Origin of the sequence: Mesorhizobium sp. M0145 (assembly GCF_040322355.1) — a bacterium.
GTDB lineage: Bacteria > Pseudomonadota > Alphaproteobacteria > Rhizobiales > Rhizobiaceae > Mesorhizobium.
This window is the reverse complement of record NZ_JAMYTK010000023.1, coordinates 50,456-63,455: the sequence shown is the minus strand read 5'-3', so window position 1 is coordinate 63,455 and position 13,000 is coordinate 50,456. Positions and strand designations below refer to the sequence as shown.

The window sequence follows — 13,000 nt, the reverse complement described above, 5'->3', positions numbered from 1 at the left end:
GTCAGCTAACGATGTTCTGGACTGGACATTCTATCCGGCCCGAGCGGCGTTGCGCGCTCGCATCTGTTCGAGAATATGCCGGCCCGAACCCTCGACATGGCGGGAAACGAGTTCGGCCGCCTTGTCGGCCTCTCCCGCCTTCACAAGCGCGATGAGTTCGCGGTGCTCGCGCATGATCGCGGCACGTCGCGCCAGCGTGAAATTGAAACGACGGCTCACGGCTCGCAGCACTTCGCGATGCTTCCACCAAAGCTCGGCTGCGTGGCGGTTGTAGTGCCGCTGGTACATCACGGTGTGGAAAGCGGTATCCAGCTCACTATGCCTGAATGTGTCGGCGAAATTGTTCTCTTCGATCAGGCTTTGGAGACGTTCGAGTTCGGCGATGTCCTCGCCGGTAGCCATATTCACAAACCATCGTGTCAGGGCCGGCTCGATCAGAACACCGATCTCGTAGATATCCCGGACAAAATCCTGATCAATGGGTCGGACGCGCGCCCCGCGGTTGGCGACAAAGGTGACAAACCCTTCGCCGCGCAACAACTGCAGCGCCTCGCGCACAGGATTGGTCGAAGTGCCGTGACGCCGGGCGAGATCGGTGACGACAAGCCGTTCGTTGGCAGCGAGCCGTCCCTCGATGATATCTTCCCTGATCAATTCATAAAGCGAGGCGCCCTCGCTGGAGGCTCCGATGGGATCGGTCCCCACCGGTGGCATCGCTTTGAAATCGCTTATTTCGGCCAAGGCCGGCTCCCCAATTTAATACATACCTTGCCCGATATCACACACGGCTTTCGCAAACAATGTACGATTCTGCGCGTTGACAGGCAATCCATGATCTGAAAACGTACCAAGCGATCGAGAGGATACACTGAGCTGACAGAAGCATCCTCGCGATCGAAACGAGCAAGGACCGCTTTAGGGCGGCATGGGAGAACCAGGGAGGATACCTATGACGAGAATTGCGCTCGGCAGTGCCGTCCTGCGCGGCACTGTCGCCACTGCTTTGATGGCATCCCTGACGTCTACATCGGCGCTGGGTGCACCGCCGGTCGACCTGAGCAAGTGGTCGCCGGAATATGTGCGCTCGATTGCGGGCACACAGGATTTTGACACGGCGGCCGATTGTGCCAAGGTCACACCGCTCGACTACAAGGGGCGACTGACTTTCTGGTATCAGGGCGTGTTCGAAGGCGACCCCGACCTCCTGCGCCAGTACTACAAGGATTTCTTCGAGACCTTCCGCAAAACCTATCCGAACATCCAGCTCGAGGAACAAGCCCTCACCTATAACGACCTTCTCGACAAGTTCCGCACCGCGCTCCTGGGCAATGCCGCGCCGATGGCGGTCCGCCTGCAAATCCTGGGTGGTACCGAGTTCGCCTCAAAGGGCTATCTGCAGCCGCTCAAGCCCGAGGATGTGGGGTATTCGACCGAGGATTTCTGGCCCGGCGCCATGAAGGCAGTGACCTGGGAGGGCGTGACCTACGGCATTCCGACCAACAATGAGACGATGGCGTTCATCTGGAACGCCGACATCTTCAAGCGTGCGGGCCTCGATCCGGACAAGGCTCCGGCAACCTGGGAAGATGTCGTCAAATATTCCAAGCAGATCCACGACAAGCTCGGCATTGCCGGCTACGGCCTCGTGGCGCGCAAGAATGCCGGCAATACGCCGTACCGTTTCATGCCACAGCTGTGGGCCTATGGCGGCGGCGTCTTCGACGAAGCCACCGCGAATCCGACCTATGAGCAGGTCCAGCTCGATAGTCCACAGAGCAAGGCGGCGCTGCAAGCCTCCTACGACATGTATGTTCGCGACAAGTCGGTTCCGGTTTCGGCGCTCACCAACCAGCAGGCCGATAACCAGCCCCTGTTCGTCGCCGGCCAGCTCGGCATGATGATCTCGCACCCGTCCGATTACAACGTCATGCTCGACCTGCAGAAAAAGGCGACGGGCACCGACAAGGACAAGGCGCAGACGGTCATCGACAACATGCGCTACGGCCTGATTCCAACTGGCCCCGACGGCAAGCGCGCCGTCGTGTTCGGCGGCTCGAACATTCACATCCTGAAGCCCGAATATGTCGAAGGCGGCAAGGTAGACGAGCCTGCTGCAAAGGCTATCATCTGCATGTGGACGAGCCCTGAGTGGTCGCTGAAGATGGCCTACGCCGGATCAAACCCAGGCAACCTCAACGGCTTCAAAACCAAGTGGATGAAGGAACGTCTGGACAACATCAAGTTCCTCGATGTCACGACCTCGATGCTGCCATACGGCATTCCGTTCCCAGCGCTGCCGCAGGCCCCCGAGATCATGAACATCATCATCCCGGACATGCTGCAGAATGCCCTGACCGGAGCGATGACCGTCGACGAGGCAGCGGACGACGCGGCCAAGAAGGTAAAAGACGTGATGGGCGGACTCTAGTCCAAGCCTGACCTACGACCTGACCGGCTGCGCCGCTGGCGCAGCCGCCTCGTTCCGAAGAATAAGGGCACGCCACAAGTGACGATCGTGACCGGCAAGGCCGAGGCTCGCCGAAGATTGCAACCCGGTTGGTCCGGCACGCTGCGGAAGATCTGGGAGCATCGCGCGGACTACGCGTATGTGCTCCCGGCGATCGCCGTGATGCTCATCGTCATCGCCTATCCGATCTACTACACGGTCGAGCTGTCGTTCTTTAAGACACCGCCTGGTCTGCAGCTCCGCGACAAGACCTTCATCGGCTTCGACAACTACACGACGATCCTCACCAGTCAGGTGTTCTGGAAGGTCACCTGGAACACACTGATCTGGACGCTGGGGTCCACTTTCATCTCCTTTGTCCTGGGGTTTGCAACGGCGCTGGCGCTCCACCGCGACTTCATCGGCCGTGGTGTCTTGCGCGCTATCCTGATCATCCCTTGGGTCATCAGCGCAGTGGCCGCCTCCTACATCTGGAAGTGGATCTACCATTCGGACTTCGGGATCATCGGCGCGGTGCTGGTCGGCCTCGGATTGGCCGACCAGCCGCCGAATTTCATCGACAATGTCAGCACGGTGCTGCCCTCCCTGATCGTCGTCAATATCTGGCGCGAGTTTCCGTTTGCCATGATCATGATGATGGCCGGCCTGCAGACAGTCCCCGACCAATTGCTGCGTGCCGCAAAAGTCGACGGTGCCAATGCATGGCAGCGCTTTTGGCACGTCACTTTCCCGCACTTGCGCAACGTCTCGGTGGTGACGATGCTGCTGCTCGCGGTGGCCAACTTCAATTCCTTCATCATCCCCTGGATCATGACCGGCGGCGGGCCGTCGAACGCATCGCATATCTGGATAACCCACATTTATGAGCTCGCCTTCGGACGGCAGCGCTGGGGCGTGGCATCGGCTTATTCGGTGCTCCTGTTCCTCACGCTGATGACGCTGGGCTACTTCTACGTCCGTGCGTTAAGCGGCAACGAGCGGAAAGAGGGGAGCGCATGAGCACGATTGCCGAGACAGCCCCTCGAGCCCAGACCCGTCGCCGCATGCGCGTCGACGGATGGCGGTGGGCCGGGCGCATATTCCTCGTGTTCATGCTGCTTTATACCGCGTTGCCGATGATCTGGATGCTGATCACCTCGATCAAGTCCGGATTCGCGGCGACGCAATTCCCGCCGCAATGGTGGCCGGACGAACCTACCCTCGCCAGCTATCAGAAACTGCTCGATCCGCAGAACAGCGTCGGCCAGGACTTCCTCCGCTTCTTCTGGAACAGCCTTTTCGTGTCGACCGTCACGACAATCCTTTCCGTGATCGTGGCTGTCCCAGCGGCCTACGCGTTTTCGCGCTTCAGTTTCCCCGGCCGGAATTTCCTGTTCTTTGCCGTGCTGCTGCGCAATATGTTCCCGGCGGTGATCTTTCTCGTGCCACTCTTCATCCTGATGCGCGCCATCGGTCTGATAAACACGCATGGCTCACTGATACTCACCTATCTCACCTTTGGCCTGCCGCTGGCGATCTGGCTGCTCAAGGGCTTTTACGACAATATCCCGGTGCAGCTTGAGCAGGCGGCGCGCATCGATGGCGCAACACGGTTCCAGGCCTTCATCATGATCGTGATGCCGCTCTCGACGCCGGGGATCATCGCCACCGCAATCTATTCCTTCATCGGCGCGTGGAACGAGTACATCTACGCCTACACCTTCCTCTCCAAGAACGAGCAGTTGACCCTGCCGGTCGGCATCCAACGCTTCTTCTCGGAAAATACGACGGACTTTCCGGGCCTGATGGCGGCCAGCTTCATGATGAGTGTGCCCGTCGTGGTGCTGTTCCTGGTCCTGCAACGATACTTTGTACGCGCCCTTACGGAAGGCGCGGTCAAGCACTAGGGAGTTGCCGATGGCCCACGTGGTCCTCCAAGATCTCGTCAAGAGCTATGGCAGCTTCAAAGCTGTCAACCACGTTTCGCTGACGGTCAATAACGGCGAGTTCGTTGCGCTCGTCGGCCCTTCAGGCTGCGGCAAGACAACCACGCTCAATCTCGTCGCCGGGCTGACCCCGATCACATCGGGCGACATCATCATCGGCGAGCGGGTGGTCAACGACCTCGACCCCAAGGACCGGGACATCGCAATGGTGTTCCAGAACTACGCGCTCTACCCGCAGAAATCGGTCTACAAGAACCTGGCGTTCCCGCTTCAGATGCGCAAACTCCCCAGGGACGAGATCGACAAGAAGGTCAAGGAAGCGGCGCGAGTGCTCGACATGACGCATCTGCTCGAGCGCAAGCCGCGCGAACTCTCGGGCGGGCAGCAGCAGCGTGTGGCCCTTGGCCGTGCCCTCGTTCGCGACCCTGCCGTGTTCCTCATGGACGAGCCACTGTCTAACCTCGATGCCAAACTGCGCGTGCAGATGCGGTCGGAGATCAAGCGTTTCCACCAGGACCTCAAGGCGACGATTATCTATGTGACGCACGACCAGCTCGAAGCCGTGACCATGGCTGACAAGATGGCGGTGATGAATGGCGGCTACCTGCAGCAATACGATTCACCGGCGCAGGTGTTCGCCCATCCGGTGAACATGTTCGTGGCCAGCTTCATCGGCAGCCCGGCGATGAGCCTTATTCCGTTAGAGGCATCGACGACAAACGGCAACACGGTGTTGACCGGCGCCGAGGGCTGGCGCCTTGAGCTCTCACCGCGCAATGCCCAGAAGGTGGCGAAAGCGACGACCAGGAAAGTCGTGCTCGGCGCACGTCACTCGACGATCAAGCTCCACAAGAGTGCGGTCCCTGGTTCCATTCCGGCCAAGGCCTACACGGTGGAACCGACCGGCGACGTCACCTTCGTCCAGGCGTTCCTGTCCGGCGCCATCGTCAACGTCAGCGTGCCGCCGAACATTGCCGTCGCGCCCGACGAGCAGATCTGGCTCGAGTTCGACGAGGAGCGGATGCATCTGTTCGATGGCGAAACTGAAATGGCCCTCAACGCCAACTGAGATAGGGCGAATGCGCGTGAAACGTGGGCGTGGATGACTGAGAAACTTAAGATCACCGCGATCAAGCCCTATCCGGTGTGGGTAGGAACGCGCAACCAGATGCTCGTCAAGGTCGAGACCGACCAGGGCATCTTCGGTTGGGGCGAGAGCGGCTTGAGCGGTCGCGAGAGGGCCGTGGCCGGCGCGGTCGAGCACTATCGCGAGTTTCTCATCGGCCGCGACCCGATGCAGATCGGGCGGATCTGGCAGGAGGTTTACCGCAGCCAGTACTTCGAAGGCGGGCGAGTCCTTCAGGCGGCGATTTCCGCCATCGACATCGCCCTTCACGATATCAAGGGTAAGGCGCTGGGCGTGCCGGTCTACGAGCTGCTGGGCGGCAAGCAGCGCGACCGCATTCCCACTTTTGCCTCGACCGGCGACGAGGCCGAGGGCGACGTTGCCATCGAACGGGCCCGCGAACTTCGCGCGCAGGGGTGGCAGGCGATCCGCTTCTTCCCCTTCGGGCAAAACAGCAAGGACATCTTCGAGCCGCGCGAGTCCATCGGCGCTACCGCGGGTATGCTGAACAAGGCGCGCGAGGCGCTGGGCAGCGACGTGGTCCTCGGCCTCGACTATCATCATCGGCTGTCGGTGGCAGAGGCGGCGAGCTTCTGCAACAAGCTCGGCCGCGGCGTGCTTGATTTCCTCGAGGAGCCGATACGGGCCGAGACGCCGGAGGCCTATGAATCGCTGCGCACGATGACCGAAATCCCCTTTGCCATAGGCGAGGAATTTGCCAGCAAGTGGCAGTTCCTGCCCTACATCGAGCGCGGCATCCATCAGTTCAACCGGATCGATGTTTGCAATGTCGGCGGGCTCACCGAGGCGATGAAAATCGCTGGCTGGAGCGAGGCGCATTATGTGGACCTGATGCCGCACAATCCCCTTGGTCCAGTGTGCACGGCCGCGACCGTGCATCTCGCTGCCGCGGTACCCAACTTCGCGTGGCTCGAGACCAGGGCACCCGAAACAAAGCTGGGCTTCGACAATTCCGACTTCTTCCCCGTGCAACCACGGCTCGACGGGACCGATTACCCGGTCGGCGATCTGCCGGGACTCGGCGTCGAGGTCAACGAAGTTGCGGTCCAGGCGCAGAGTTTGCGTTTCTGGGAAGCGCCTCACCTTAAGCGCCGCGATGGTTCTGTTACGAACTGGTAGTTCCATTCAATCGGAGTCCACAATGACGCATACTTCCGACATCATGCGGCCGCCTAAAGACCTGATCGACGCGCTAAGGGAGATCGGCGCCGCGACGGTAGCCGGCACGCTTGGCCACATGGGCTTCCGCAATCCGCACATGGTTGGTCCGGTGGCGCAAAACCACGGGAAGTCGATCGTCGGGCCGGCGTTGACGCTGCAGTTCCTGCCGCAGCGGCCGGACCTCTTCACCGAAGGAGAATATGCCGATCCGGAGACACAGCTGCACCGGCACGTGCTCTATCACGCGCAGGAGGGCGATGTGGTCGTGGTCGACGCGCGCGGCGACATGAGCTCGGGCGTCTTCGGCGATATGATGTCGACGTATTTCAAGGGCAGGGGCGGGGCGGGTATCGTCATCGATGGGTGCATGCGCGACCGGCCCAATGTCGAAAAGCTCGACCTGCCCCTATGGCTGCGCGGCTGGACGCCAAACTATCATGTGCAAACCAGCATCTATCCCAATGCCGTCAACGTTCCGATTGCCTGCGGCGGTGTCACGGTGATCCCCGGCGATATCATTGTCGCCGACGACGACGGGGTGGTGGTGCTTCCCGTCGTAATGGCCCCGAAGGTGATCGAAGAATCACAAAAGCATCATGATTGGGAGGAATTCTCACGAGTGAAGCTCATGGAGGGCGGCCCGTTGCAACGCTACTATCCGCTGCATGACGATGCACGCGGGGAGTACGAGGAGTGGCGCAAAGCAAATCGCCTGGAGAACCCGAGTTAGTCAGCAGGCCTTGGCGATCAGTTTTGCCAGGCAATCGGCAGCCCCGGTCCCCGGCACGCCGAGATCTCTGACACTGTCCATGTGGTTGCGGTTCGGGAGCACATGCGACGTTACCAACGATCCTTGCCGCAGCAAGCTTGCTTTGAATCGATCGGCTTGCTGGTGGAAGGGTGGCGTCTCATTGGCTCCGACCAGAACCGCCGCCTTGGTTTGAGGATCATGCCGACAGGCGAGCGGCGTGAACATGGCGACTTCCTCGTCGGTTATTCCAATCTCGTTGGCGAGAAAGGAATCCTGGAGCGGCTTCAAATCGTAGAGCCCGCTCAACAGAAGGGCTGCCCTTACATTCGAGGGGGTGTGCGCCCCATCGAACAGGAACGTTGCAAGATGGGCTCCAGCCGAATGACCACTGACGGTCAGGGCCGCCGGGCTTCCGCCATGATCGGCGATGTTGGCCAGGACCCAGTGCTTGGCCCGGCGCACCTGGTCGACGATCCTCGCCATTCGGACCTTGGGCATCAGAGCATAATCAAGGATGACGGCAATGGCCCCGGCCTGGGTAATCGTCGTCGCCATATATGAATAGTCGCGCTTGGAGAACATTCTCCAGTAGCCGCCATGGACAAAGATGTGCACCGGAAGCGCCGTTCTTTTGCCCGCGGGAAAGAACAGGTCCATGGTCTCGGTCGGATCCGGTCCGTAGGCCACGTCAGCGGTCATCGCAATGGTGGCGCGGGCGACCTCGCTGCGATCAACGAAGTCCTGCACGATTTCGTCAAAATCCGCGACGTGGTCGCGGATGCGAAAGGGATCGCCTTGCATTCTTCTGCTCACATGCTGATGGCGAGGTATTTCGCCTCCATGAATTCCGCAATGCCGTGATGCTGCCCTCCCTCGCGGCCGAGCCCGCTCTGCTTGACGCCGCCGAAGGGGGCTGCCGGATCGGACATCAGCCCGCGGTTGAGAGCAATCATCCCGGCCTCAATCCGGGAGGCCACCCGCATGCCGCGCGCCAGATCGCGCGTGTAGATGTAGGCAGCAAGCCCATATTCGGTGTCATTGGCGCGCGCGATGACCTCGGCCTCCGTTTCGAAGCTGGAGATTGGCGCCACCGGCCCGAATATCTCCTCATGCGCCATCTTTGCGTCGCCCGGCACGTCGCGAAGCACTGTCGGAGGGTAGAAGAAACCACGTCCGGACAGGACTGAGCCGCCGCACAAGACCCGCGCGCCGCGTGTGACCGCGTCGACGACAAGGCGGTCTATCTTCTCGATCGCCTTTTTCGTGATCATAGGCCCGCATTCCGTGTCCGGGTCGGTGCCGGCGCCGACCTTGAGCGACGACATCCGCTTCTCGAGGCCCTCGCAGAAGGCTTCGTAGATGCCAGATTGGACGTAGAGGCGGTTTGCGGCCGTGCAGGCCTCGCCGGCGTTGCGCATCTTGGCCACCATTGCGCCATCGAGCGCCGCTTCGAGATCGGCGTCGTCGAACACAATGAACGGTGCGTTGCCGCCGAGTTCCATGGAACACGAGATCACATGCTTGGCGGCTTCGGCGAGCAGAACGCGCCCGACATCTGTCGAGCCGGTGAACGAGAGTTTCCGCACTCGCGGATCGGCCAGCATCGCTGCGGTCAATAGGCCAGGGTTAGACGTCGTCAGCACATTGACGACGCCTGGCGGAAGCCCTGCTTCTTCATAGAGCGCGGCGAGCGCATAGGCGGTGAGGGGTGTCTCACTGGCCGGCTTCAGGATCACCGTGCATCCAGCGGCAAGTGCCGGCGCGATCTTGCGCGTCGCCATCGCGGCAGGAAAATTCCAGGGCGTGATCAGGATGCAGATGCCGACGGGTTCGTAGTCGACCACAATGCGATTGGTGCCGGAAGGCGCAGTACCGAATTCACCGGTAATGCGAACGGCCTCCTCGGCATTCCAACGGAAAAATTCCGCGGCATAAGCGATCTCGCCGCGGGCATCCCGCAGGGCCTTGCCGTTTTCCAATGCGATGAGAGTCGCCAGTGCCTCCGATCGGTCCGTCATCAGTTCGAAGCAGCGTCGGAGGATCTCGGACCGCTTTCGCGGCGGCGTTGTTCGCCAGCCATGGGCTGCCTTGGCAGCGGCTTCAACGGCAGTGGCGGCGTCGTCCACGGTCGCATCCGGCACAGCGGCGATGACAGCCTCGGTCGAAGGATCGACGACCGGAATCACCCTGCCATCCGCGGATTGGCGCCATTGGCCGCCAATATACAGCCCGTGCGAGATTGTGTGGAAGTCGCTGATGCCCTGATCGTCAGCCAGAACCTGTGAAAACGTGTTCATCTCGATATTCCCGATTGTTACATGATGCTGGCGAGGTCGCCATCAAAGGCGGCCTGGACCAGGTGTCGCATGGTCCGCAAATCGAATGGACGCGGGTTGTTCTTGATGAGGCGTTCGATACCGATCGCTTGTTCCGCCGTCCAATCGAGCCTATCGGCGGGCAGCCCCAGCTCGGCTAACGAGGAGGTGATCCCGATTGCCCCAAACAGCCGGCTGACTTCGGCAACGGTCGCGTCGGCCAACTCGTCGGGCGTCCGGCCTTTACCATCGAGGCAGAGCGCGTTGGCGATCTCGGCCATCTCGGTCGCTGCGGCTGTTTTGTTGTACTTCATGACGTATGGCAACATGGTGGCAACGCCCAATCCGTGAGCGGTGTGGGTTATCGCGCCGACCGGATATTGCACGGCGTGCGCTGCCGCTGTGCCGGCCGTTCCGAACGCACAGCCGGCGGCCAGTGCACCCATCATGACGTCGGCCCGGGCGTCCTCGTCAGAGGGCCGGCGGTATGCCGTTTCAAGGCTTCGGCCAAGCAGCTTGATCGCCAGCAGGGCGAAGTGATCGGTCAAGGCGGTTTTGCCGATAAAGACATGGTTCTGCGGAAGGCCGGGATCGGTCCCACGCCTGCCGGCGGTGAAGGCCTCGATTGCATGCGTCAGCGCATCGGCGCCTGCCATTGCCGTCAATCCCGGCGGGCATGTCATCGTCAACTCAGGGTCGCAGATAGCCGCGGCCGCGATCAGATACGGGCTGGAGATGCCGACCTTCAGCGTGCGATCCGGATCCGAGATCACGGCAACCGGGGTAACTTCAGAGCCGGTGCCGGCTGTCGTCGGCACCGCGATCAGCGGCAGCGTCGGGCCGGGCACCTTGAACTCGCCGTAGTAATCCTGCAGCTGACCGCCGTGACTGATGAGCAGCGCGGCGCATTTGGCCATGTCGAGACAGCTGCCGCCGCCAATGCCGATCACCATGTCGGGCGCGAACTTCCGTGCTTCCTCGACGCAGACGACAACGGTGCCCCGAGGAACGTCGGGTAGCACACGGTCATGCACCAGTACGTCTATCGAGGCGGCTCGCAGCGCCGCGATAATCTCTGCGAACGGGCCCGTTGCGGCAAAACGTTCATCGGTGCAGACGAGCGCGCGACGTCCGAGCCTGGCCGCGACAACCGGGATGACGTGGCGTTGGCCCTTCCCGAAGAGGATTTCGCGCGGCAGCCTTATCGCAGCGAAAAGGCTCATGACCTGCATCCTGTGATGATGTCTGGATTGGAATGCGAGATGGCGTTCAACTCGGCCCAAAGGCCGGGTTCGATGTAAAACCCGTCTCGCAACGCGGTCGCGTATCGACGTGCCGAACCATCGCCCGCAACGCTGGCGGTCCGTTCAGCAGGTGAGGAAGCACGGGCTGCCAGGGCGGCACGCTGTTCCAGCAGGGCCACTGCAAATTCGATTGCTTTGTCTCCTAGCTGCCGCAAATGATATCCTCTATAAAATCGTATAGGATATAGGATTGCATTGGCCGGAGCATCGTGTTAGCAACTCAATGTGTCAAGAGGCAATACATGCAGGCCATGAACTTACCCAGTCTAGACGAAGCGAACCTCGCCGGCGGGCGTATCCAGCGCTCCAGCAGCCTGGTTGAGGACGTCTACGAAGCGATCTTTGCGCAACTCATGTCCCTGAAGATTGCGCCGGCCTCGCGCATCACCGTCGACAGCCTGGTCAAGGAATTCAACGTATCCCACACGCCGATCCGCGAGGCGCTCGGCCGGCTCGAAGGCGAAGGCCTGGTGCTGAAGACGCATCTGATCGGTTACCGCGCTGCGCCGCAGATTACGAAAAGGCGGTTCGATGAACTCTACGAGCTTCGCCTGCTACTCGAGCCTCATGGTGCAGCCAAGGCAGCGGTGCTCATGGACGAGGTAAAGCTCGCACAGCTTCAGACATCGGCCGGCGTCATGGCGCGCCGTGAGGGCAAGGACGAGCGCCTGCGGTATTCCAACTTCGCCCGCCAGGATGCCATTTTCCATGACAAGGTCATGGAATTCGCCAACAACGAACTCGTGCGCGAGACACTGGCGCACCAGCATACCCACTTCCACATATTCCGCCTGATGTTCCATTCGCGCGTCACCGAGGAGGCGCTTGACGAGCATGAGGCCATCCTGGCCGCTTTCGCTGCGGCCGATCCTGCCGCTGCCGAGCAGGCGATGCGTCGCCATATCGAGCATTCCCGCGACCGTTTGTTGTTGGCGTTCGACTGAGACTGTCCCGATGTCCCCGTACCCGCCGTTGACGGTCATCATGCAGGCCAGTGCCAACGAAGACTACTTCCCCGATTCACCCTTCTAGAAACTCAAACCTACCAGGCGAGTACAGGTCTCGCCCGGCCGTTGTCACAGGAAAGGAAGTACCATGCCAGGCAAAAAGATCCTGATGCTGACCGGTGAATTCACCGAGGAATACGAAATCTTCGTCTACCAGCAGGCGATGGAAGCGGTGGGCCACACCGTCCACGTCGTGTGCCCAGACAAAAGCGCCGGAGACCTGATCAAAACATCGCTGCACGATTTCGAGGGCGATCAAACCTACACCGAAAAGCTCGGCCACTATGCGCTGATCAACAAGACCTTCTCCGACGCTGAGAAGCAGCTGGAGCAATACCACGCCGTTTACTGCGCGGGCGGTCGTGGCCCCGAATACATCCGCACCGACAAGCGCGTGCAGGCGATGGTGCGCCACTTCCACGAAACCAAGAAGCCGATTTTCACGATCTGCCACGGCGTGCAGATCCTGATTGCGGTAGACGGGGTCGTGCGTGGCAAGAAGGTCGGCGCGCTGGCGGCGTGCGAGCCCGAAGTGACGCTTGCGGGCGGCACCTATATCGACCTGTCTCCAACGGAGGCATATGTGGATGGGACGATGGTTTCGGCAAAAGGCTGGACGGCGCTTGCTGCGTTCATCCGCGAATGCCTGAAGGTGCTGGGAACGGAAATCCGCCACGCGTAGACCTTTGCTCCGACGCATCCAAAAGGGTGCGTCGGTCCTTGCTGCAGCCTCCGTAGCTTCTGCCGATAGTCTCCCGAGCTGATAAGCTTCCGGAAGGCACGTCCCTTAGGTAGCGCGGCCACGGTCCCCTCGGCCCTGCGCAACTTTGTCGGTAGTCAAAGGGTGAGGGAAACCAAACTCGCTTACGAGTGATCGGACAACTCGTGTGCTACCTAATCCGGACAACTCATCTGCTTACGAC

General features: G+C 60.9%; 12 protein-coding genes. 8 read left to right on the top strand and 4 right to left on the bottom strand.

Features of this window, described 5'->3' with window-relative positions:
* Nucleotides 1-30 precede the first annotated feature (30 nt).
* Nucleotides 31-741 carry a GntR family transcriptional regulator gene (locus NKJ28_RS26155; protein WP_352637512.1) on the bottom strand — a complete coding sequence of 237 codons (711 nt, stop codon included), beginning with the start codon at nucleotides 739-741 and terminating at the stop codon, nucleotides 31-33.
* A 208-nt stretch (nucleotides 742-949) separates the two neighbouring features.
* Between NKJ28_RS26155 and NKJ28_RS26150 the strand changes: the two genes are divergently transcribed.
* From NKJ28_RS26150 to NKJ28_RS26125, 6 genes are all read left to right on the top strand, one after another.
* Nucleotides 950-2,428 (top strand): ABC transporter substrate-binding protein, encoded by a 1,479-nt coding sequence (locus tag NKJ28_RS26150; protein ID WP_352618771.1) that lies wholly within the window; start codon nucleotides 950-952, stop codon nucleotides 2,426-2,428.
* A gap of 78 nt (nucleotides 2,429-2,506) precedes the next feature.
* Nucleotides 2,507-3,466, top strand: a complete 960-nt coding sequence (locus tag NKJ28_RS26145) for a carbohydrate ABC transporter permease (protein ID WP_352637511.1) — start codon at nucleotides 2,507-2,509, stop codon at nucleotides 3,464-3,466.
* Entirely contained in the window at nucleotides 3,463-4,353 is an 891-nt protein-coding gene (locus NKJ28_RS26140) for a carbohydrate ABC transporter permease (protein ID WP_023679256.1), read from the top strand. The genes NKJ28_RS26145 and NKJ28_RS26140 overlap by 4 nt, the downstream gene beginning before the upstream one ends.
* Nucleotides 4,354-4,363: 10 nt before the next feature.
* Nucleotides 4,364-5,461 carry an ABC transporter ATP-binding protein gene (locus NKJ28_RS26135; protein ID WP_352637510.1) on the top strand — a complete coding sequence of 366 codons (1,098 nt, stop codon included), beginning with the start codon at nucleotides 4,364-4,366 and terminating at the stop codon, nucleotides 5,459-5,461.
* Between the two features lie 33 nt (nucleotides 5,462-5,494).
* Nucleotides 5,495-6,658, top strand: a complete 1,164-nt coding sequence (locus NKJ28_RS26130) for a mandelate racemase/muconate lactonizing enzyme family protein (RefSeq protein WP_352623767.1) — start codon at nucleotides 5,495-5,497, stop codon at nucleotides 6,656-6,658.
* A 22-nt stretch (nucleotides 6,659-6,680) separates the two neighbouring features.
* Nucleotides 6,681-7,430 carry a ribonuclease activity regulator RraA gene (locus tag NKJ28_RS26125; protein ID WP_352637508.1) on the top strand — a complete coding sequence of 250 codons (750 nt, stop codon included), beginning with the start codon at nucleotides 6,681-6,683 and terminating at the stop codon, nucleotides 7,428-7,430.
* On the opposite strand, the gene NKJ28_RS26120 is transcribed toward NKJ28_RS26125, so the two are convergent.
* From NKJ28_RS26120 to NKJ28_RS26110, 3 genes are read right to left on the bottom strand one after another with little or no spacing between them, the layout of a single operon-like run.
* Entirely contained in the window at nucleotides 7,431-8,252 is an 822-nt protein-coding gene (locus NKJ28_RS26120) for an alpha/beta hydrolase (RefSeq protein ID WP_352637507.1), read from the bottom strand.
* An 8-nt stretch (nucleotides 8,253-8,260) separates the two neighbouring features.
* Complete coding sequence (locus NKJ28_RS26115; protein ID WP_352637506.1) at nucleotides 8,261-9,748, bottom strand: NAD-dependent succinate-semialdehyde dehydrogenase; 1,488 nt, start codon at nucleotides 9,746-9,748, stop codon at nucleotides 8,261-8,263.
* A gap of 17 nt (nucleotides 9,749-9,765) precedes the next feature.
* On the bottom strand, nucleotides 9,766-10,989 hold the full coding sequence (locus NKJ28_RS26110) for an iron-containing alcohol dehydrogenase (RefSeq protein ID WP_352637505.1): 1,224 nt from the start codon (nucleotides 10,987-10,989) through the stop codon (nucleotides 9,766-9,768).
* 323 nt (nucleotides 10,990-11,312) lie between these two features.
* On the opposite strand from NKJ28_RS26110, the gene NKJ28_RS26105 reads away from it, so the two are divergent.
* The gene (locus NKJ28_RS26105) at nucleotides 11,313-12,014 is read left to right on the top strand and encodes a GntR family transcriptional regulator (RefSeq protein WP_352637503.1); all 702 of its coding nucleotides are present in this window, start codon (nucleotides 11,313-11,315) and stop codon (nucleotides 12,012-12,014) included.
* A gap of 151 nt (nucleotides 12,015-12,165) precedes the next feature.
* The gene (locus tag NKJ28_RS26100) at nucleotides 12,166-12,759 is read left to right on the top strand and encodes a DJ-1/PfpI family protein (protein WP_352493019.1); all 594 of its coding nucleotides are present in this window, start codon (nucleotides 12,166-12,168) and stop codon (nucleotides 12,757-12,759) included.
* Nucleotides 12,760-13,000: the final 241 nt, after the last annotated feature.